Source organism: Sporosarcina sp. OR05, from assembly GCF_041414805.1.
Lineage (GTDB): Bacteria > Bacillota > Bacilli > Bacillales_A > Planococcaceae > Sporosarcina > Sporosarcina saromensis.
In genome coordinates this window covers 1-22424 of sequence record NZ_JANKJL010000016.1, presented here as the reverse complement: position 1 = coordinate 22424, position 22424 = coordinate 1, and the positions used below count along the sequence as shown (strand labels likewise).

The window sequence follows — 22424 nt, the reverse complement described above, 5'->3', positions numbered from 1 at the left end:
ATATGAATCTATTAACGATTATTGGGCTTGGTGCAGGTGACTTAGACCAGCTATCCATTGGAACGTATCGCAAGCTGAAAGCGGCGGAGCGAGTATTTGTAAGGACAGATCAGCATCCTGTTATTAATGAACTGCGGGCGGAAGGCTTACAAATCGAAAGCTTTGACGCGATTTACGAAAAAAATGACGCTTTTGAGCAAGTGTACGAAGAAATTACGGAACGGTTAGTTGCGTTAGCGAAGGAGCAACCCGTTATGTATGCTGTGCCGGGGCATCCGCTTGTCGCGGAACGGACGGTGCAGTTGTTGATTGAGAAAGAACGGGAGGGACTAGTGCAACTTGAAATTGCAGGCGGCAACAGCTTTCTTGACCCGATTTTTGGGGCTTTGCGAATTGACCCAATTGAAGGGTTTCAATTGTTGGACGGTACGGACTTGAAGCGTGACGATGTCAAGATGACGCAACATGTGCTGATTGGACAAGTGTATGATGCATTTGTCGCTTCAGAGGTGAAGCTGTCGCTGATGGAGAAGTATGCGTTCGATCATCCCGTAACGATTGTGACTGCAGCGGGTTCATCGAAGGAAAAGTTGCGGACGGTGCCGCTATTTGAGCTGGATCGAGAAACGAGTATTGATAATTTGACGACGGTGTATGTACCACCTGTCGCAGAGCGTGATGAACGATTGAAAGAGTGGGCGACGTTCCGCGAGATTATCGCAGCGCTGCGTGCGCCGGATGGCTGTCCTTGGGATCGTGAACAGACGCATGAATCGTTGAAGCGCTATTTGATAGAGGAAGCGCATGAGTTGCTGGAAGCGATTGATCAGCAGGACGATGAAGGCATCATCGAGGAGCTAGGGGATGTCCTGCTACAAGTGTTTTTACATGCGCAAATTGGCGAGGATGACGGGTTCTTTGCGATGGAAGATGTGTTGCAGTCGATTGGTGAGAAGATGATCCGCCGCCATCCGCATGTATTTGGTGATCGGGACGTGGACAATTCGGATGAAGTGTTGAAGAATTGGCAGGAAATTAAGCAAGCAGAGAAGCCACAAGTCGATTCGCTACTGGATGGGCAGACACGCCATAGTTCGTCGTTGCTTACTTCCTTTAATTATCAAAAAGAGGCAGCAAAAGTCGGGTTCGATTGGCCGAATATTAAAGGGGCTTTTGAGAAATTTGAGGAAGAGTGGCAGGAATTCAAGGATGAAGTGGAGAATGGAACGAAAGAGAGCCAGACAGACGAGTTAGGGGATGTGTTCTTTACGCTCGTCAATTTGTCGAGGTTCTTGAAATTGTCGCCAGAGGAAGCGATGGCGCATGCGAATGCAAAATTCAAGCGCCGTTTCTCATTTGTTGAGCAAAGCGTGAAGGAAGGAAAGGGCGAGTTTTCTGCTTATACGCTCGATGAATTAGAAGATTTTTGGCAACAAGCGAAGGGAAGGGAAAAGAAATGAGATTAGATAAATTTTTAAAAGTGTCACGGTTAATCAAAAGACGTACATTGGCGAAACAAGTAGCCGATCAAGGCCGGATTACCATTAACGGCAAAGTGTCAAAAGCGTCATCGGTCGTAAAACCGGGGGATGAATTGGCAATCCGATTTGGTCAAAAGATTGTTACTGCGAAGGTCGAGGCATTGAAGGAGTCGACGAAGAAAGAAGACGCAGCAATGATGTATACGATTTTGAAGGAAGAGAAGCTCGAAAAGGTGGAGCCGGAGTTCATTGACGATGAGGAGTAATGGGACGTCATGAAGGATTTGGAAACGTCAAGACGATTGAACAGGTGTAGGCAGAAGTTAAAAGGATGGATGCGTACGGATGAGGAAATGAGCGAAACGGATAAAGCGTATTTGGAGAGTCTACCAAAGCAGAATCCCTATGGCTTGCTCGCAATGGTGCTAGGTGGCGTGTCCTTTACGTTTGGTCCGGCTTATGGGTTCATACCGGTACTTTCACTCGTTTTTTGTATGCTTACATACCGGACGTTTGACAAGGAAAAGGAAGATAACCCATGGCCATTTTACATCGGGTTTGGTTTATCGGTAATTGGATTGGTTCTATATTTTTCAGGATATACGCACGATTTAATCGTTTAACGGGAAGTTTAAAAGAAATGAGAAGCATGACGGGATTTTTCCTGTCATGTTTTTTTAATTACACGCATAAGATGGCATTGAACGTACAAGCGAAGGAGGAATAGTATGCAAATCCAGACGGATAGTCCAACATACGCAATTCCATCGGGTGACCATGTCGTCACGATGCGAAACAGAAAACGAATGGATCTTACATCTGTAAAAACGATTGACCGGTTCGACCAAGAAGAATTCATTGTCCGCACATCTCAAGGGGTGTTGCAAATTCGGGGGGAGGAGCTGCGCATCGTCCATTTGGATGTAGACAAAGGGCTTCTGACGTTAGAAGGGACAATTGCAACGATGCAATACGACGAAGAAGAGACAGGTTCACGTAATTTCCTCCATAAATTATTTGGATGAGTCTCTCCGTCCAGTTTCTTAGTTTACTTGCAATGATTGGGACAGGCATCGGAGCCGGAGCGTTTATGGATTTGATCGGAACGGGCATCGACAAGGTCGGGAAGAAGTCGGTGATTCGTAAGTATTCGGTGCTCATTGAAGTAATTGGGTGGATCTTAATCGGTTGTGCTTCTTTTTACGTTCTTTTCGTCGTGCGGGACGGTGCATGGAGGATGTATGATCCGTTTGCTCAAGTAAGTGGGATGCTTCTGTATGCGTCAATTTTTCATCGGCCGTTCCGATTTTTTGGGCGTATTGTCAACATGCTTATCATCAGACCGATCGTGTTCATCATCCTTTTGGTTGTACGAATAATTCGTGCACTGTTCAGGTTGGTCGTCAGAATAGTGATGTTGCTGGCAACACCATTCATCTATGTTTATAAAAAGGTCTATAGCTCCCTCTTCCAAACTCGCGATGAATAGTGTATAATTAATAGACTTATCGCAAAGTCAAGCTGTAATGAGAGGGAGTGTAGACATGGAGCAAAGGAAAAGGAAATCATCCACGACCGTTGCATCAATTGAAACTGAATATGTCCGCTCGTTGCAAAAGAAAGAAATGTGGAGAAACAAGCAAAAGAAGCGGCTCCGTAAAAAAATGTTTCTTTATGCGTTAGTTGCATTTGTCGTATTTGGTGGCTTAACGAATATGTACATCCAGCAACAGCAGACGTTGGAAAAGAAGGAACAGGAAAAAGTGGAGACGTTAGCAAAGTTGGAAGAAGTGAAAGATGAACAAGCGCTTCTTAAACGACAACTTGTTAAACTCGATGATGAAGAGTATATTGCAAAGCTAGCTCGTAAAGAGTATTTTTTATCTGATAAAAATGAAATCATCTTTTCATTACCTGAAAAAAAGAAGAAAAACGACGAAAAAGATGACGGAAAAGAGTAGTCTTATTGACACTCTTTTTTTGTTGGCTATAATGAAAGTAAGGATTCTGCTTTTTGCAGGACTCGTGATATGGTAAAAAGGCTTCTGTATGAAGTCGTTTAAATCTTAAGGAGGAGCAATTTTTTTATGTCAATTGAAGTAGGCAGCAAGTTACAGGGTAAAGTTACAGGGATCACAAATTTCGGTGCGTTCGTCGAACTACCGAGCGGTTCAACTGGTCTGGTCCATATTAGTGAAGTGGCGGACAATTATGTTAAAGATATTAACGACCACCTAAAAGTTGGCGACATGGTTGAAGTGAAAGTGATGAATGTCGGCACAGATGGTAAAATCGGGTTATCGATCAGAAAAGCGAAACCAGAAGCTGAGCGCCCTCAACGCCCTCAACGTCCTCGTCATGGTGGTGGCCGTCCGAATCACACTGAGCGTCCCGAGAATTTTGAGCAAAAAATGGCTAAATTCATGAAAGACAGTGAAGAACGCCTGACTTCATTAAAAAGAGCAACAGAATCTAAACGCGGTGGCCGTGGCGCAAGAAGAGGATAACTTGCTGGCTGTTTCAATTAGTGAAAATGTATAATCTATGACTATGTAAAGCGATCCGACATCTTTCTAGATGGTAGATCGCTTTTTTGCGTCGACTAGAGCGGAATTGTTTGAAAGAAACGTTAGGAACTTTAGATTGAAAACGGAATAGAGGGCGTTTGTACATGAAGCGCTTTGTTGACCAAGGATACTTTGACTGATCACGGCATATTTCTGTGTAACGCCGCATACTTCGGCAGATCGACGCATACTTTTGTAAATTGCAGCATTTAGCTGGAGAACGCCGCATACTTCTTTCAAAAACAGCATATACCGAGAAATCTCTGTAATCTTTTTCTGGTGATAGCTTACTGTTAAACAATGGTTTTGATAAAGTCATGCGAACTAGCTAATGGAGCGAGAGTCAAGTCCTTAATCTTGTGTTTGGAGGGGTTATGCGGAAATCGGTGGGATTATGCCGCGTTTCGAGTAAGTATGCGTTGTTTCGATTGGATATGCCTCTTTTGAAGCAATTATGCGGAGTTTGAATTTTGTTTCGTGGGCAATCACTATAATCCATAGGAAATTAAATCGCGCCAAATGGGTTTTGGCAAATTAACGATCTTATCACGGTGGAATGTGCAGTTCGAAATGCGGCGTTATGGGAGAATATGCTGTGTTTGGAGGGGGTATGCGGAAATCGGAGGGATTATGCCGCGTTTCGAGTAAGTATGCGTTGTTTCGTTTGAATATGCCGGGTTTGAAGCGAATATGAGGAGTTTGAATTTTGTTTCGCGGGCAATCACGGTAATCCATAGGAAATTAAATCGCGCCAAATGGATTTTGGCAAATTAAAGATCATAATAACAGTGGAGTGTACTGTTCGAAATGCGGCGTTTTCGGAGAGAATGCTGTGTTTGGAGGAGTTATGCGGGAATTGGTATGATAATGCCGCGTTTGAAGCGAATATGCGTAGTTTGAAAGTTTCGCGGGTAATTGCAAGAATCCACAGAGTAAAAAATCGAGCTAAATGGATTTTGACAAATTAAAGATCTTGTAACAGTGGAGTGAAAGAGTTGCATAATGAAAAAACTGCGACCTAATTTTTTTCAGGTCGCAGTTTTTTCATTTCTAATGTCCAGTTGCAACGGCCAGTCCCTCGGGTCATAAGGAAACCCGGCTAAGTGGCAAAAATCGCCACACGCCGGGTTTTCTTATGCCTGTCGAGCCTAAACGGCCGTTTCTGCATTTCTATTGTCTAGCTGCGAGCGTCAGCCTCTCGGGATGCTTCAGCCTGAGGTTAAAGGCAAAGAGCGCCTTTAGCCTCAGGCTTCCAGCACCTGTCGAGGCTAAACGACGCTCTTCGCTTTTCTATAATGGCGGCAGAGGGGATCGAACCCCCGACCTTACGGGTATGAACCGTACGCTCTAGCCAGCTGAGCTACGCCGCCGTGTTGTTCTTGGAAGGGCTTGGCCACTTTTTCTGAACGACAATAATCATATTACATGGCTCGACGTGGTCTGTCAACTACTGTTTTAAAAAAAGAAAGACTTCGGAATGAGTCGAAAGATTTTGTGAGTGAGTTGTCAGGAAGAGACAAATTCTTTACGTTGACTTATGTATACTCGTGGACAAGTAGACATAGGGGGAATGTGGAGATGAAGATGATTGGCAATATGGAGAGGCCTATGGGCCAGCAGATTCGTCATGCGTTGGAAGTGGCGGGGAAGCGGAAGACGTATGTGTTGATGGCTACTTTTTTCTTGCTTGGATCGTTTTTCTTGTCGCAAGCGGTGTTGTTTGATGCGGCGGTGCCGTTTTTCTTACCAATCTGGGCGTTGGCGCAGTTGCGCTTTCGGAAGTATTTAGTGTTTGTGTTCATTGGGGGAATGGCTGGTGGAGCGCTTCTAGGTGTGGGACAAGCTGTTATTCATTTATTGCAGTTGCTGTTGTTTAATGTTGTTAGTAAGCATCCGTGGACGAGGAAGTCGATTCCGTTAGCGGTGGCGGGGGCGATTATCGTTGTGCAAGTGTTATGGCAGTTTGTGATGCATAGCGGAAGTACGCCGGTGGATGTGCAGCTGACAATTGGGTTTGAAGCTGTTTTGGCATTATTCATGACATTTTTCTTGTTTGTCGCATTTCCGCATCGAGAGCGTATTTTATATGGACAGTGGACGCCTGAGCGATTAGGGGCCGTTTGTATTGTTGGCATTATGGCTACGACGGGTATGGGTAGTTTAATGATTGGACCGATTTCAATTTCAGGTTTTCTCCTTCATTTGACAATCCTTTTGGCAGCGTTGGCAGGTGGTCTCCCTTTTTCGACGACAATTGCAATGATGATTGCCGCAATTGCAGGTGTTGCTGAATTGTCCTTCACAGGAATGATGGCCGTGTACGGTATGACCGGTTTTTTTGCAGGTGCGATGAGGCGATTAGGAAAGCTAGGCATTGCTACTGGGGGGTATGCAGTGTCTGTCTTTTTCCTTCTATATGACTTGACGTTACCGTTGGATATTTCTCATTTTGCGACAATTGGGTTAGCGACGTTCGTTTTTTTCTTTATCCCAACAAAGAAAGTGGAGCCAATTGGTCTTGTGATGAAGCCTGATCAGCCGGATATTTCTGTGAAGCGTCAAAAGTGGTTGACTGACCGATTGGACGAGCAGTTATCTGACTTTCAGCAGTTTGCAGAGTTCATGTCGACACTTGTGAATGATCGATTTGAATCGGATGATACACTTGCAGCTCAAGAAATACCGTCCATTTGTCAATCGTGTTTCCGTTATTCGAAATGTTGGGAGGACAATGAAGCAGGAATGTCGAGGCTTCTCTATGAGTGGGAGTCAACGTACTCAGCCACCAAGAAAGCGGCACGTCATCGTGTGGAAGAGAAGATTAAATATAAATGTATCCGCTTTTCAGGTTTGATTACCGAGCTTGAGGAGCAGGCTACAAACCACTTGCTTATGGGGCAGTTACAGCACGGTCGGAAAATGTTGGCATTGCAATTACGTGATATGAGCAATCATTTAGAGAAAATTATGAAAGATATTAAAGGAGAGCTGACGGTCAACCATCGCGCGGAAGAAGAACTTGGAAAGCATATGCAAGCTCAAGGGATTGAATACTATCAGATTGACATCTTATCGGATGAGAGAGGGGCCTATCGGATTGTTTGTTCTATACCGGAGAAGCGGTCAGACTTTGAAACGGATATGACAGTGGCGGAGAGACTCATTTTACCATTGCTTGAGGAAGTATACCGTGAACCGTTCAAAGTGGAGAAGTCGGTTTTTCAACAAGATCCATTTCCGCATTTGCAATTAATGTTCTGTTCGTCTGTCCGTTTCACATTGGAATATGGCATTGTCGCTACTGCCGGAGGGGGGACATTCCATGCAGGAGATGCATATGAGGTATTTCCGATTCATGATGGTTTAACGGCGGTATTACTATCCGACGGAATGGGACATGATATGAACGCTTATCGAGAAAGTAGGAAAGTCATCCGCCTTATGCGGGAATGTTTGGATCGTAAGATGGACCCTGAAACGGCGATGCATACGTTGCATTACATGATGTCTTTAAATGGGTTGGATGATATGTATGCTACGTTGGATCTTGCGTTAATTGATTTACAGGATGGACGGCTCTGGTCTTGGAAAGCTGGCTCGATGAGTACGTATATTATGCGTGGACCCGATTTTCTACGTCTCGATAGCAAGTCAGTGCCTGTTGGGTTTCTCCCTTCATTTTCTGTTGAAGCGAAAAACGAAGAGCTAAAAGCTGGTGATATTGTTGTGATGTTGACGGATGGCCTATTCAGTTCAAAGCATACGATTGAGAAGCAGGAAGACGCATTGTATGCCATTTTGGAGAAGTACGAACATCTTGGCTGTGAGCAGTTGGCGGACCGGATTATGTCTGAAATGGAGCGACGATTTGGTGTAGTTGCAGACGACCGAACAGTTCTCGTCATGAAGATGGACCACGTCTTGCCAAAGTGGATGACAATAAAACCGACAAATCGATTTATTTCCCGGGAAAAGGTTATAGGGTAGAATAAGGGAAATGGAGGTCGGAAAATGAGTGAGTTAGAGAAGTCTGTATACGATTTTATTTCAAAACATGCATTACTAACTTCCGGTCAACGAATCCTCGTCGCCTGCTCGGGCGGGGTGGATTCTGTTGCCCTTTTACTTTTTCTGGCAGTCCATCGCGAGAGGTGGAACGTGAAAGTGGCAGCCGCCCATGTCGATCATATGTTACGCGGAGAAGAGTCTGCTGAAGATGGCCGTTTTGTACAAGGCTTATGTGAGCAACTTGGGATCCCTTTCTTCGGTGGACGTGTGCCAGTACCAGCCGTACTTGAAGAGGAAGGCGGTAATGTACAAGACGTTTGCAGAGTAGGTAGGTATAAGTTTTTTCAAGAGATTATGCAAAAGGAACAGTATCCTTTATTGGCAACCGCTCATCATGCGGAAGATCAACTGGAGACAGTGTTAATGCAGTTGGCAAAAGGAAGTTTGCCTATTGGGATTCGTCCAAGTAGACAAATGGAAAGTGGAACGGTCATTCGACCTTTTCTCTCTGTGATGAAGCGTGACCTGTTAGAGTTTGTTGAAAAACATGGTATAGCATTTCGAGAAGACCCGAGCAATGAAAGTGATGCATACTTAAGGAACCGATACCGGCATCATATTATTCCGAAGATCCTCTCGGAGACACCTACAGCAGCTGTCAATGTCGTAAAAATGACATCTGACCTACAAGACGATGAAAACTTGTTAAACAGCTTGGTGAAGCAACATGTTGCAGCGCATGTTTCCTTTACAGCAGAAGGGCTTCCAACCTTTTCCGTTAAACGGTTTGCTGCCATGCACACTGCTTTACAAAAGCGCTTTATTCCACTAGTATTGAAGTATATTTATGATGGGGAAAGTAGTCCCATTGAGTTGAATATAGCACTATTGAATCTAATTCAATTTCATCTGTCGGACGTCCAAGGAACTGTTTCCATAGACCTCCCGAAAGGATATCGTTTCGTGCGGGAGTACGAGCAAGTTTTCATTGTTAAAGGGCAGGAGCCTTTCGTACTCAAGGATGTAGCTTTAGAAAAAGGCGTGTGGCAAAGATGGGGGAACTGGCTATTGAATTGGGACGATGCCGATAATATTGATGCAGTAGACGACAATGAACGCTATTTCTCGCTTCAAGAAAATGATTTGCCTTTACGAGTCAGAAGCAAACGGGAAGGTGATCGCATGCTACTGCCAGGCATGAAGGCTCCAAAACGATTGTCCAGAATCTTTATTGATGAAAAAATCAGTGCTGAAAAACGGCATATGTTGCCTGTCATTACAACAGCGAATGATGAAGTTTGCGCTATTCCAGGCGTACGATATGGCATCCAGTTCAAAAAACACAAAACAGAACAGGATCGGTACATATTGAGATTCAAAGAGTTGTAAAAAAATCCTATGAAGAAAAGAGGGTTTTCGATGTTACAAAAGGATATCGAAGAAATACTCATTACAGAAGAAAACATTCAAGAAAAAATTGCTGAGCTTGGTGCACAGTTGACTGCTGACTATCAAGACAAGTTTCCGCTTGCGGTAGGTGTGTTAAAAGGTGCATTACCTTTCATGAGCGATCTTATTAAACGAATTGACACATACATCGAACTCGATTTCATGGATGTTTCAAGCTACGGAAATGCAACCGTATCTTCAGGTGAAGTGAAAATTGTTAAAGATTTAAACACGAGTGTGGAAGGTCGCGATGTACTCATTATTGAAGATATCATTGATAGTGGAAAGACATTGAACTATTTAGTTGACCTATTCAAATACCGCAAGGCAAAATCCATTAAAATCGTCACATTACTTGATAAACCAACTGGACGTAAAGTCGACTTAAAAGCGGATTATGTCGGATTCCTCGTCCCAGATGCTTTTGTTGTCGGATACGGACTGGATTATGCTGAAAAGTATCGTAACTTGCCATACATCGGCGTATTGAAAAAGGAAATCTATTCTTTCTAATTCACTTGCAGTCCTCTTCTTCTGAAGGCTGTTGGAAAGCTTCCTCATGTGATAAAAAATTGCTTGATAAGTGGGTTGGTAGCGCGGTTAGCATGTATTACCACTAGTAACAGACCTTAGCAAGAAAGGCATTTCCTTTGAAGTGTGAATTCGTTATATGATAAGATTTACAATAGTTTTCTGTTGAAGAAATGAGGAGGCTTGGGATGAATCGTATACTTCGATACTTTCTATTATACGGATTGATTTTCCTTGCAATAATGGGGATATTCAGTTCACTAAATAATCCGAATCCGAAGACGGAAGTGATTCGGTACGATCAATTTTACGATGCGTTAGAAAAAGGCGATATTGCGTCTATGACGTTGCAACCGGACGCTGGCGTTCTGACAGTTGAAGGTGTTATGAAAGGGGCAAAAGAAGGGGAGAAATTCACTACGAATGTCCTGCATAACGATACAACGCTTATGGAGAAGCTAGAAGCAATCGGTGAATCGAACAACCCCGAAATCGTTGTTGAAAAAATGCCTGAAACCAGTGCATGGGTAGCCTTTTTCACAGGGTTAGTTCCTTTTATCATTATTATCATCCTGTTCTTCTTCTTGTTAAATCAAGCGCAAGGCGGCGGTGGCGGCCGTGTCATGAACTTTGGTAAGAGTAAGGCTAAGCTTCACTCGGATGACCGCAAGAAAGTCCGATTCACGGATGTAGCGGGTGCGGATGAAGAGAAGCAAGAGCTTGAAGAAGTAGTTGACTTCCTAAAGGATTCACGTAAGTTTGCTGAACTTGGGGCTCGTATTCCAAAAGGTATTCTGTTAGTAGGTCCTCCGGGTACAGGTAAGACACTTTTGGCACGAGCAGTTGCTGGTGAAGCTGGCGTTCCATTCTTCTCGATTTCCGGTTCGGATTTCGTTGAGATGTTCGTCGGGGTCGGTGCGTCCCGTGTGCGTGACTTGTTTGAAAATGCGAAAAAGAATGCTCCATGTATCATCTTTATCGATGAGATCGATGCAGTGGGTCGTCAACGTGGCGCTGGTCTCGGTGGCGGACACGATGAGCGTGAACAGACGTTGAACCAACTATTAGTTGAAATGGATGGATTCGATGGCAATGAAGGGATTATCATCGTTGCAGCTACGAACCGTCCGGATATTCTAGACCCTGCACTTCTTCGTCCAGGACGTTTTGACCGTCAAATTACGGTCGGTCGTCCGGATGTAAAAGGACGTGAAGCGGTACTCAAAGTGCATGCGCGCAATAAGCCTCTTGACGATACTGTCAACATGAAGGCGTTAGCACAACGTACACCAGGTTTCTCGGGTGCAGACCTTGAAAACCTACTGAACGAAGCGGCACTTGTTGCGGCAAGACGAGGAAAAGCGAAAATCGATATGGCAGATATCGATGAAGCGACAGATCGCGTCATCGCAGGTCCGGCTAAGACGACACGAGTTATTTCAAAGAAAGAAAGAAATATTGTAGCGTTCCACGAAGCGGGACACGTCGTAGTTGGTCTTATGTTGGATGATGCCGAAATCGTCCATAAAGTTACAATTGTACCTCGCGGCCAGGCGGGTGGATATGCAGTCATGCTTCCGAAAGAAGACCGTTACTTCATGACGAAGCCTGAGCTTCTCGATAAAGTTGCCGGCTTACTCGGCGGGCGTGTTGCGGAAGAAATCGTTCTTGGCGAAGTATCAACTGGGGCACATAATGACTTCCAACGTGCTACGGGCATTGCTCGTTCCATGGTAACGGAATATGGGATGAGTGATAAGCTCGGACCGATGCAATTTGGTCAGGCGCAAGGTGGAAATGTGTTCCTTGGAAGAGACTTTAATTCCGAACAAAACTACTCTGAGTCGATTGCGTACGAAATTGATCAAGAGATGCAACGTATTATTAAGGAACAGTATGAGCGTACAAGAACAATCCTGACGGAAAACCGTGAGCTTCTTGACTTGATCGCAAATACACTTCTTGAAGTTGAGACGTTGGATGCTGAACAAATCAATCACTTGAAAGATCATGGTACATTGCCGGTACGTGCTTATGAGCAAAATGGCAATGGTGCAGCTGCAAAAGCAGATGAAGAATCTGAAGTGAAAGATGAAGTAAACCCTGATTCTACGGGTGCTCCAACTGATCCATCGACTGGCGATCTGCCAAAGGAGAATGAAGGCGACACGACGCTTCCTCCGATCGATGAACAGCGAAGAGATTGATCCGAATAAAATGACTTGCGACGGTCGGCTGCTTTTTAAAGGCAGTCGGCTGTTTTTTAATGTGTAAAGCCTAGACGCCACCCTCCGCTTTTGTATCGTCCAGACTCCGGGCGCTAGCTGCTCGGGTCATAAGTCAAATCTGCTATGTGGCAAAAAGCGCCACGTCGCATCTTCGCCTTAAGGCCGGCACGATGCCGGTCATGCATTCGTTGCCGCAGGATGCGGCGAACTTAGACTGCGAACCTATAATGGGCAAGCGCCCTGCGCTTTTGTAACATCCAGACTCCGGGTGGCAGTCTCTCGGGTCGCTTCAGAAATAAAATAAAGGCAAAGAACGCCTTTTTTTCATTTCTTCCAGCGCCTGTCGAGCCTAGACGCCACCCTCCGCTTTTGTATTATGTTATGATGTTTTGGAAAATGACGAATGTTAGCGAGGAAATGAAAATGATCTTAGTATTGGATACGGGTAATACGAATATCGTCCTTGGTGTATATGAACATGGCGCGCTGAAATATCATTGGCGCATGGAAACGTATCGACAAAAGACGGAAGATGAGTATGCGATGTCTGTAAAGGCGCTTTTCTCTCACGTCGGACTAAAATTTGAGGATATTAAAGGCATTATTATTTCTTCTGTTGTTCCGCCTGTTATGTTTCCGCTTGAGCAGATGTGTCGGAAGTATTTTAATATGCGTCCCCTCGTTGTGGGACCAGGTGTGAAAACAGGCTTGAATATTAAATACGAGAACCCGCGTGAAGTGGGAGCTGACCGGATTGTGAATGCGGTGGCGGCAATCCATGAGTACGGCAATTCGCTCATTATCGTGGATTTTGGAACGGCTACAACATTTTGTTATGTGAATGAAAAAGGTGAATACATGGGAGGCTCGATCGCACCTGGTATTGGTATTTCCATGGAGGCTCTATTTGACAGGGCGTCCAAGTTGCCACGTGTTGAATTGACGCGTCCGGATCATATTATTGGGAAGAATACAGTTTCTGCAATGCAAGCGGGGATTGTATATGGCTATGTAGGGCTTGTTGAAGGTATTGTTAATCGGATGAAGGCACACAGTAAGGTTGAGCCGACTGTTATTGCGACAGGTGGATTGGCGGAGCTGATTGCTAGTGAAACAGAAGTGATCGATATTGTCGATAACTTCCTTACGTTAAAAGGATTGCACTTAATTTACGAAAGAAACGTTTAAAAGGAGTAGAAATGAATGAGTGATTACTTACTAAAAGCATTGGCTTTTGATGGGACGATTCGTGCATATGCAGTCGATTCGACAGAAACGGTTGCGGAAGCGCAGAAAAGACATAACGTTTGGCCAACTGCGGCTGCTGCGTTAGGCAGAACGATGACCGCTGGATTGATGATGGGTGTCATGATGAAAGGGAACGATAAGCTGACGGTGAAAGTCGAAGGGAACGGACCAGCTGGACCGATTGTCGTCGATGCGAATGCGCGTGGAGAAGTGAGAGGATACATTACTTATCCACAAACGCACTTTGATTTAAATGAAAAAGGGAAGTTGGACGTCCGTCGTGCTGTCGGGACGGAAGGTATGATTACAGTCGTGAAAGATCTTGGTCTCCGGGATTATTTTACAGGACAAGTTCCGATTGTTTCTGGAGAAATTGCAGAGGACTTCACACAATACTTCGTTGTGTCTGAACAAGTGCCTTCTGCTGTAGCGCTAGGTGTACTCGTGAATCCGGATAATACAATAAAGGCAGCGGGTGGATTCATCATTCAAGTAATGCCAGGGGCTACCGAGGAAACGATTAGTCAGCTTGAAGAAAAGCTTGCTTCTATCGAACCGATTTCCAGTATGATCAACCGCGGTTTAACGCCTGAGCAAGTATTGGAAGAAGTACTTGGTGCAGGCAACGTGGAAGTTCTCGACAAAATGGATGTCTCTTTCCAATGTAACTGCTCCAAAGAGCGTTTTGGCAACGCAATTATCGGTCTTGGCGAACAGGAAATTCGAGAGATGATCGATGAGGATGGGCAAGCCGAAGCGGAATGCCATTTTTGTAATGAACGATACTTGTTCCCTCAAGAAGAATTAGAAGGTTTTATCGATGAAATACAGTCGAAATCCTAACGCCCAGGAGATGGCGCCTCAAAGAAGGAAGTTAAAAGCGAAGCCATTGCTCGTTTTAATTGCAATTCTTTTTGTCTGCAACCTCTTGTGGTTCATTGGATGGTTAATCCCAAATAAATCGAAGCAACCGGAAGAAGTGGTTGCTTCGGTCGCGGGTGACCCGATTACGAGGGAACAATGGATGACAGCGATGGAAAAGGAAGTCGGTCGGGAAGTGTTACTCGAACTTGTGAACCATAAAGTGATGGAAACGGCGGCAGAGAAATACGGCATCGACGTGACGGATAAGGAAATTGACTTGGAACTCGCCCTCATCACGTCTGTTGACGGGCGCTCCCATTCCGGTTTGGACATCGAGCAAACGCGACAACGAATCCGTTCCTCGCTTATTTTAGACAAAGTGCTTACACATGATGTCCTCATAGAAGACGATGCGGTGCGGTCTTTTTATAAGGAGAACGAATCGCTGTTTAACATATTAACCGCTTACCGGACATCGGTCATTATTGTGCCGACGAAAAAAGAGGCAGAACAAGCATTGGATGAAATAGCGAAAGGCTCCAGCTTTGACGCTTTGGCGAAGGAACTGTCAACCGATCTAGCTTCCGCAAGTCTAGGTGGTGACATTGGCTACATTAATGCAGACACAGAAACGATCGATCCTGCAATCTATGAAGCTGCTGTTAAGACGAAAGAGGGCAAAGTCGGTAAATTAGTACATCTTCAAGATGGTACATATGCGCTCATTCAAGTGAATGAAATTATTAAAGGGAGATCATTCGACTTCAAAGAAGTTGAAGAACATATCCGAAGAGAACTAGCGCTTGAACAATTGCCTCAAACGGTGAATCCTGAAGCGTTTTGGAAAGAATTTGACGCAGAATGGTATTATGGAAAGTAACTGATGACTGTCTCGACCTACTAAACATGTTGGGTCAAGACAGTTTTTTATTTTTTGAAGGTTGAAGGGGTACAGAGTTGCCGAATCGAGATAGGGAAATCGGAAATAATGTATGTAGGTATCGTTTGACACGTATCACAAAAGCGGTATACAATTAATACTATAAAACATATCAAATAAGTAGGAATTGGGAGAGGATATGCATGAGTAGAGTCGGAAATACAGTAGCGGATCTTGTAGGTAAAACGCCACTCGTGAAATTGAATCGTATGGGGAACGCAGATAGTGCAGATATTTATTTGAAATTGGAATACTTCAATCCGGGTTCCAGTGTGAAAGACCGCATTGCGCTTGCGATGATTGAAGCTGCTGAAAAGACGGGCGATTTGAAAGAAGGAAGCACGATTATTGAGCCGACGAGCGGCAATACGGGGATTGGTCTCGCTATGATTGCGGCGGCAAAAGGGTACAAAGCTGTACTCGTCATGCCAGACACTATGAGCATGGAGCGACGCAATCTTCTTCGTGCATATGGTGCTGATCTTGTATTGACACCTGGTGCTGAAGGGATGAAAGGGGCCATTGCGAAAGCGGAGGAGCTGTCCGCGCAAAACGGTTGGTTCATGCCGCAGCAATTTAACAATGAACATAATCCGGAAGTACACCGCTTGACGACGGGACCGGAAATTGCAGATGCATTCGACCAAGTTGATGCATTTATTGCTGGAATCGGCACAGGGGGCACTATAACAGGAGTCGGTTCTGTGTTGAAAGAACGTTTTCCAGGGGTGAAAATTGTTGCTGTTGAGCCGGCAGATTCACCGGTATTGTCAGGTGGTCAACCAGGACCACATAAGATACAAGGGATTGGTGCAGGTTTTGTGCCTAAAGTTCTTGATACGGATGTGTACGACGAGATTATTCAAGTGTCCAACGAAGATGCGTATGATCTAGCAAGACGGGCAGCTCGCGAAGAAGGGATTTTGGGTGGTGTTTCATCCGGCGCAGCAATTTTTGCAGCACTACAAGTTGCAGAACAACTCGGAAAAGGGAAAACGGTTGTTGCTGTGCTCCCTTCCAATGGTGAACGGTACTTAAGTACACCACTTTATCAATTCGAAGAAGAATAAGTAGAAAGAGAGAGCCTAAGTGCTCTCTTTTTTGTATATGGGAATCATTGCACATGTCGTTTTTTGTAGCCTAAACAGTTCTTCAGATAGTAAGATAATGATATTACGAGATGTGGGGGAAAACGATATGAAGCGTGTGTTTCCGAATTACAAGAAAGCAAATATGACGAAAGAGCAATTCTTTTATGCGTATAAAGAACTTGCCCAAACGAGTGAAGAGCATGTGCTATTGGAAAGTGGGCGCGTCGGGAAGTTGTGTATTGCTGGTGTAGACCCCCTTGTAACGATGAAAAGTACAGATGGGCAATCACTTGAGTTGGTATGGCGGGATGGGACGACAGAAGTGAGAACAGGTGAACCGCTTGAACTGGTAGCTGATTTCGTCCGTTCGATGAATGTGGATTACCTTCCAGAACTACCAGATTACCAAGGCGGTGTCATTGGTTTTGTAAGCTATGACTATGCGAGAACATATGAAGCGATTCCCGAGATTGCGAAAGATGACCTCGACACTCCGGATCTATTCTTCTATTTATTTGACCGTTGGGCAGTATTGGACGTTGAAGATGAAGTCGTTACGTTCATGACGTTACCTGAACGCGGACTAAATCCTGAAGTAGTGGAAGCGGAGTGGTTGCAAGCTGCTGCAATCGGTGAGAAAAAACGTGTCCATGAAGCGGGTGGTACTGCTGTAGAATTCAACAGACCCGAAAACATTGACGTTTCAGTAACAGGTCCTCAATTTGAACAAATGGTTCGGGACGTTCAACGCTACATTGAGTTGCAAGAAGTCAATCAAGTGAATCTTTCCGTCCGCCAATCAAAAGCGCTAGAGGTTGAACCGCTTGCTATGTACGAAGCATTGCGTTCATTTAACCCGTCCCCTTATATGGCGTCCATTGGAGCGAAAGAGTTTGCGGTTGTCTCAGGTTCTCCCGAATTATTGCTGAAAAAACGAGGCAATGAATTGAGCACGCGCCCGATTGGTGGTACCCGTCCTAGAGGTGCATCTTTGCAGGAAGATCAAGCGCTTGAACAGGAACTTCTGTCAAACGAGAAGGAAAAAGGCGAACACATTATGCTTGTTGAGCAAGAGCTTGAGGATTTCGGTAAAGTTTGTGTTCCAGAAACCGTCGAAACGGATGAATTCATGGTAATCGAACGCTATTCACACGTCATGCATCTCGTTTCAAATGTCCGAGGAACCGCTGCGCCTGACTTGTCTACTGCTGCAATTATTAAAGGGGTATTTCCGGGCGGATCCATTACGGGTTCACCGAAACTGCGGACGATGGAGATTATTGAAGAGTTGGAACCGACACGTAGAGGTTTGTATACCGGTTCTATCGGTTGGATCGGTTTTAACGGTGATTTAGAATTGAATATCGTCATTCGATCCGCTTATATCAAAGACGGTGTTGCGCATATTCAAGCGGGGGCGGGATTAGTTGCTGATTCTAATCCGCGAGCAGAATATGTGGAGTCGTTGAACAAAGCGAAAGCACTTTGGCAAGCGAAAGAAATGGCTGAAAAAGCATCGGTTGCTAAGGCGTGAAAGGTAGGTTTTCCTCATGCAATACTGTTGGATGAACGGTGAATACAAGCGGGCAGAAGAATTGCTCATTTCACCGTTTGATCACGGTTTTTTATATGGAATTGGCTTTTTTGAAACGTTTAGGACGTATGACGGGCATGTGTTTTTATTCGAGGAACATATGGAACGACTAGCCCGCGCGTTAGAAGAGTACCGCATTTCAATGCCTTATACGACTGAAGAGATTCGTGCGGCAGTTCAAAGGCTAACAGCTTTGTCAGCTGATCGCGACGGGTATTTCCGTCTGAATATCTCGGCTGGGACCCACGAAATTGGACTTGCCCCTTCACGATATGACTCACCAAACGTCATTTTATTCCGTAAAGAGTTGCCTCAAGTAGAGAGAGGGACACCGAAGAAGGGTGTGTGGCTTGAAACTCTGCGCAACCTTCCGGAAAGTAGTGTGCGGCACAAATCGCATAATTACATGAACAATGTAAAGGGACGATTGGAATTACCGTCGCTAAAAGAACAGGAAGGAATTTTTGTCACTGCAGAAGGCTATGTGGCAGAAGGAATTACTTCAAATGTATTTTGGATAAAAGATGGCATGTTATTTACGCCTTCCATTGAAACAGGCATCTTACCAGGAATTACGCGCGCGTTTGTGTTGGTGATCGCTGAGGAAGCTGGTATGCGGGTACATGAAGGATTCTTCCCAAAAAGTGTTGTGGAGCAAGCTGATGAGGTGTTCATTTCAAATGCGGTCCAAGAACTTGTGCCATTGCTTCAAATAGGAGACAAACCATTGCCGGGTGCATCGGGTGTTTATACTAACAAACTGCATGAACGATATGTTCAGGCGATTGCTGATAGGAAAGAAGGTTAACGAGATGGAATTAATGAAAGCGAGAGACACGTATCGTTTCGGTCAGATGACAATTGATTTTCATCGGGAAACGGTTGTAATGGGGATCTTGAATGTTACACCGGATTCGTTTTCAGATGGAGGAAAATACGGGCAAATCGATGCAGCGCTTTTACACGCTCAACAAATGTTGCGAGATGGCGCGAAAATTATTGATATTGGCGGAGAGTCCACTCGACCGGGTCATGCCCCTGTTCCGCTGGAGGAAGAGTTGGAACGAACTGTCCCAGTCATTGAAGCATTGGCTCGTGAACTAGATTGTGTCATTTCAATCGATACGTATAAAGCGGGGGTAGCGGAAGAGGCGTTAAAAGCGGGCGCTCGAATCATTAATGATGTATGGGGCGCGAAACGTGAGCCGCGTATTGCGGATGTGGCGGCTGCGTATGGTGCACCTATTATTCTGATGCATAACCGTGAGAGAGCTGAATATAGCGGAGATTTTATGGAGGAAGTGCTTGCAGATTTACAAGAAAGTGTGAACATTGCAAGGAATGCAGGTGTGCCTGAAGGGGATATATGGTTAGATCCAGGAATCGGTTTTGCGAAAAGTGTTGAGCAAAATGTATTAACGATGCAAGGTTTACGTCGAATTTCGAATATGGGGTATCCTGTCCTGCTTGGGACTTCGCGCAAGTCGATGATCGGCAAAATTTTGGATTTGCCGGTCGATGAACGAATGGAAGGAACAGGCGCTACAGTTTGCTATGGTATTGATCATGGGTGTCATATTATGCGCGTACATGATGTGAAAGAGGTTTCACGCATGGTGAAAATGATGGATGTTCTATCAGCCAAAGTTGCTGTAGGTGTGAATTGACTAGAAAGCGGGTGAATGTGTAGTGGACTATATTCATGTGAATGAAATGGAGTTTTACGGATACCATGGAGCTTTAAAGGAAGAAACGGTGTTAGGGCAGCGTTTTCGGGCGAACGTCTCGTTAGCGGTCGATTTGGCGGATGCAGGTAAGACAGATGATCTGGCAAAGACCGTCAACTACGCTGAGGTGTTCAATCTATGTCGTGACGTTGTCGAAGGGGAGCCGAGGAAGTTGATTGAAGCGGTCGCTGAAAACATCGCAGACGTGATTCTTAGTCAATTTGCCGCGCAAGTACGAGGTGTGCGCGTTGTGCTTATCAAACCCGATCCGCCGATTCGCGGTCATTATGCATCTGTATCTGTAGACATTACAAGGGGGCAATTTGTGTGAACGTCTCCTACCTTTCAATCGGTTCTAATATAGGTGACCGGTTGCACCATTTGACTGAAGCTGTCCGTACACTTCATGGGCATGCTGAAATACATGTTGTGAAGGTGTCTTCTGTTTACGAAACAAAACCTGTCGGCTATACGGACCAAGCGGATTTTCTCAATATAGTTGTCTGTTTGGAAACTTCATTGGATGCTCACGAATTATTGGCAGTGTGTCAAGAAATCGAAAATGGACTAGGTCGTGAGAGAATTATTAGATGGGGTCCTCGGACTGTTGACCTTGACATTTTACTGTATAATAACGACAATATTGAATCAGAGAACTTAATCGTGCCGCATCCGCGCATGCGCGAACGTGCGTTTGTTCTTGTGCCTCTATTGGAAATTGCACCTACCTTAGTACCTATTGAAGTGGATGGCAGTGGCGTTATGCGTTGGCAAGAGGTATCGGATGTCGACAATTTCTTGCGTGTAGGGAAATGAACGGTCTCGACATTCATCCCTGTATAATTAGAAGACGTTCATGGTAATGCTGAAAACTAGCTCTATGGCTAGATGAAGAACAGCCAATTGGATAGGGTACGTATTGTCTTAGTACAAGTCGTCATGTACGTGGCGGCTTTTTTTACATAAGGAGTTTGTGTACAATAGAACCATGCCAGCGGGCGTGAGGGATAACTGATGAAGGAGTGAAGGAAATGTCCCATTTGGATGAATTGAACGACCAGCTTTTGGTGAGACGCCAGAAGATGGATGAATTACGCGAAAACGGACTTGATCCATTCGGTTCAAGATTTGAGCGGACGCATCTTTCCAATGAAATCCGTGAAGCTTATGAGGGCTTAACGAAAGAAGAATTGGACGAAACGGTGCATGAAGTGAAAATTGCAGGCCGTATTATGACGAAGCGAGGCAAAGGGAAGGCTGGATTTGCACACATCCAGGACCTCGGTGGCCAAGTTCAAATCTACGTACGTCAAGATGCAATCGGAGAAGAAGCATATGCTTTGTTCAACAGTGCGGATTTAGGTGACATCGTCGGTGTGAAAGGAAATGTCTTTAAAACGAAAGTTGGCGAACTTTCTATTAAAGCAACGGAATTTACTTTCCTGACAAAAGCACTTCGCCCGTTACCGGATAAATTCCATGGCTTAAAAGATATTGAACAACGGTATCGTCAACGCTATTTGGACCTAATCTCTTCAGAAGAGAGCAAGGATACTTTCATTACAAGAAGCCGAATCATCCAATCGATGCGTCGTTATTTGGATGGACAAGGATTTTTGGAAGTTGAAACACCAATGCTTCATTCAATTGCAGGCGGTGCAACAGCGCGTCCTTTCATTACACATCACAATGCATTGGATATGACGCTTTACATGCGAATCGCAATCGAACTCCATTTGAAACGCCTAATCGTTGGTGGACTTGAGAAGGTGTATGAAGTCGGTCGTGTATTCCGTAACGAAGGAATCTCTACGCGCCATAACCCTGAATTCACAATGATGGAGTTATATGAAGCGTATGCAGATTACAACGATATTATGGAACTAACGGAAAACATGATTTCCTACATGGCTCAAGATGTGCTTGGAACGACGCAAGTACAGTACGGTGAAGACATTATTGATTTATCACCAGGCTGGAAACGCATGCATATGGCAGATGCTGTTAAAGAATTCACAGGCGCAGACTTCTGGCAAGAGATGACGAAAGAAGAAGCCCATGCACTTGCAAAAGAACATGGTGTTGAAGTAACGGCTATGATGGAAGTTGGACATGTTCTAAATGAATTCTTTGAACAAAAAGTAGAAGAACAACTTGTTCAACCAACGTTCATCTATGGACATCCGGTAGAGATTTCTCCACTTGCTAAGAAAAATCCAGAAGATGCTCGCTTCACAGATCGCTTTGAATTGTTCATTGTACGACGTGAACATGCAAACGCATTTACTGAATTAAACGATCCAATCGATCAGCGTGCACGATTTGAAGCGCAGCTTGTCGAGAAGGAGCAAGGAAACGATGAAGCGCATGAAATGGATGAAGATTTCATTGAGGCGCTGGAATACGGTCTACCGCCAACAGGTGGACTTGGAATAGGGATCGATCGTCTTGTAATGTTATTGACGAACGCACAATCTATTCGTGATGTGCTCCTGTTCCCACAAATGAGATCTAAAGAATAATACTGTTGAAGCCGCATAGGGTATAGTTTTATGCGGCTTCGACTTCCTCTTAGAATCAAATGAAATTATTTTTGATAAAAAGTATTGCAATCAAAAAGAACCGGTGGTATATTAGATAACGTTGCACTTCCGATAAACGAAAACGACTTGAAAACAGGTTGAAAAACTTTTTTA

Annotated in this window: 21 protein-coding genes and 1 tRNA gene; 21 read left to right on the top strand and 1 reads right to left on the bottom strand. The window is 44.7% G+C overall.

Translation table 11 applies throughout. The features are described 5' to 3' along the window. Positions 1–2: 2 nt before the first annotated feature. From yabN to NRI27_RS16405, 7 genes are all read left to right on the top strand, one after another. The gene (gene yabN / locus NRI27_RS16435) at positions 3–1460 is read left to right on the top strand and encodes a bifunctional methyltransferase/pyrophosphohydrolase YabN (protein WP_371391676.1); all 1458 of its coding nucleotides are present in this window, start codon (positions 3–5) and stop codon (positions 1458–1460) included. Further along, the gene (locus tag NRI27_RS16430) at positions 1457–1747 is read left to right on the top strand and encodes an RNA-binding S4 domain-containing protein (protein WP_371391675.1); all 291 of its coding nucleotides are present in this window, start codon (positions 1457–1459) and stop codon (positions 1745–1747) included. The genes yabN and NRI27_RS16430 overlap by 4 nt, the downstream gene beginning before the upstream one ends. 9 nt (positions 1748–1756) lie before the next feature. Beyond that, positions 1757–2104: a cell division protein FtsK gene (locus NRI27_RS16425; RefSeq protein WP_371391674.1), complete on the top strand. Its 348-nt coding sequence runs from the start codon at positions 1757–1759 to the stop codon at positions 2102–2104. Between the two features lie 105 nt (positions 2105–2209). Continuing rightward, the gene (yabP, locus tag NRI27_RS16420; RefSeq protein WP_317945876.1) at positions 2210–2506 is read left to right on the top strand and encodes a sporulation protein YabP; all 297 of its coding nucleotides are present in this window, start codon (positions 2210–2212) and stop codon (positions 2504–2506) included. Continuing rightward, positions 2503–2970, top strand: a complete 468-nt coding sequence (gene yabQ / locus NRI27_RS16415; protein ID WP_371391673.1) for a spore cortex biosynthesis protein YabQ — start codon at positions 2503–2505, stop codon at positions 2968–2970. The genes yabP and yabQ overlap by 4 nt, the downstream gene beginning before the upstream one ends. Positions 2971–3025: 55 nt before the next feature. Continuing rightward, a complete protein-coding gene (locus NRI27_RS16410) occupies positions 3026–3442 on the top strand; it encodes an FtsB family cell division protein (RefSeq protein ID WP_317945872.1) in 417 nt (138 codons plus the stop codon). Between the two features lie 126 nt (positions 3443–3568). After that, complete coding sequence (locus tag NRI27_RS16405) at positions 3569–3988, top strand: S1 domain-containing RNA-binding protein (RefSeq protein WP_371391672.1); 420 nt, start codon at positions 3569–3571, stop codon at positions 3986–3988. Positions 3989–5344: 1356 nt separating this feature from the next. On the opposite strand, the gene NRI27_RS16400 is transcribed toward NRI27_RS16405, so the two are convergent. Further along, positions 5345–5418 (bottom strand) — tRNA-Met (locus NRI27_RS16400). 208 nt (positions 5419–5626) lie between these two features. On the opposite strand from NRI27_RS16400, the gene NRI27_RS16395 reads away from it, so the two are divergent. From NRI27_RS16395 to lysS, 14 genes are all read left to right on the top strand, one after another. Then, positions 5627–8035, top strand: coding sequence for a SpoIIE family protein phosphatase (locus tag NRI27_RS16395; protein ID WP_317945869.1), 2409 nt, complete (start codon positions 5627–5629; stop codon positions 8033–8035). Between the two features lie 24 nt (positions 8036–8059). Next, positions 8060–9445, top strand: coding sequence for a tRNA lysidine(34) synthetase TilS (tilS, locus tag NRI27_RS16390; protein WP_371391671.1), 1386 nt, complete (start codon positions 8060–8062; stop codon positions 9443–9445). A gap of 30 nt (positions 9446–9475) precedes the next feature. Continuing rightward, positions 9476–10018, top strand: a complete 543-nt coding sequence (gene hpt / locus NRI27_RS16385; RefSeq protein ID WP_371391670.1) for a hypoxanthine phosphoribosyltransferase — start codon at positions 9476–9478, stop codon at positions 10016–10018. 206 nt (positions 10019–10224) lie between these two features. Continuing rightward, entirely contained in the window at positions 10225–12243 is a 2019-nt protein-coding gene (ftsH, locus tag NRI27_RS16380; protein WP_317945865.1) for an ATP-dependent zinc metalloprotease FtsH, read from the top strand. A 444-nt stretch (positions 12244–12687) separates the two neighbouring features. After that, complete coding sequence (locus NRI27_RS16375) at positions 12688–13452, top strand: type III pantothenate kinase (RefSeq protein WP_317945963.1); 765 nt, start codon at positions 12688–12690, stop codon at positions 13450–13452. A gap of 15 nt (positions 13453–13467) precedes the next feature. Continuing rightward, positions 13468–14355 (top strand): Hsp33 family molecular chaperone HslO, encoded by an 888-nt coding sequence (hslO, locus tag NRI27_RS16370; protein WP_317945863.1) that lies wholly within the window; start codon positions 13468–13470, stop codon positions 14353–14355. Next, a complete protein-coding gene (locus NRI27_RS16365; protein ID WP_317945861.1) occupies positions 14333–15256 on the top strand; it encodes a peptidylprolyl isomerase in 924 nt (307 codons plus the stop codon). The genes hslO and NRI27_RS16365 overlap by 23 nt, the downstream gene beginning before the upstream one ends. 203 nt (positions 15257–15459) lie before the next feature. Next, entirely contained in the window at positions 15460–16386 is a 927-nt protein-coding gene (gene cysK, locus NRI27_RS16360) for a cysteine synthase A (protein ID WP_371391669.1), read from the top strand. A gap of 127 nt (positions 16387–16513) precedes the next feature. Continuing rightward, entirely contained in the window at positions 16514–17941 is a 1428-nt protein-coding gene (locus NRI27_RS16355; RefSeq protein ID WP_371391668.1) for an anthranilate synthase component I family protein, read from the top strand. A gap of 16 nt (positions 17942–17957) precedes the next feature. Continuing rightward, complete coding sequence (pabC, locus tag NRI27_RS16350; protein WP_371391667.1) at positions 17958–18809, top strand: aminodeoxychorismate lyase; 852 nt, start codon at positions 17958–17960, stop codon at positions 18807–18809. Between the two features lie 4 nt (positions 18810–18813). Beyond that, the gene (gene folP / locus NRI27_RS16345) at positions 18814–19668 is read left to right on the top strand and encodes a dihydropteroate synthase (RefSeq protein ID WP_371391666.1); all 855 of its coding nucleotides are present in this window, start codon (positions 18814–18816) and stop codon (positions 19666–19668) included. A 22-nt stretch (positions 19669–19690) separates the two neighbouring features. Further along, positions 19691–20059 (top strand): dihydroneopterin aldolase, encoded by a 369-nt coding sequence (folB, locus tag NRI27_RS16340; RefSeq protein WP_371391665.1) that lies wholly within the window; start codon positions 19691–19693, stop codon positions 20057–20059. Beyond that, positions 20056–20544 (top strand): 2-amino-4-hydroxy-6-hydroxymethyldihydropteridine diphosphokinase, encoded by a 489-nt coding sequence (gene folK, locus NRI27_RS16335; RefSeq protein WP_371391664.1) that lies wholly within the window; start codon positions 20056–20058, stop codon positions 20542–20544. Before folB ends, folK begins: the two co-directional genes overlap by 4 nt. 215 nt (positions 20545–20759) lie before the next feature. Further along, the gene (lysS, locus tag NRI27_RS16330) at positions 20760–22250 is read left to right on the top strand and encodes a lysine--tRNA ligase (RefSeq protein ID WP_317945848.1); all 1491 of its coding nucleotides are present in this window, start codon (positions 20760–20762) and stop codon (positions 22248–22250) included. The last annotated feature ends 174 nt before the right edge of the window (positions 22251–22424 follow it).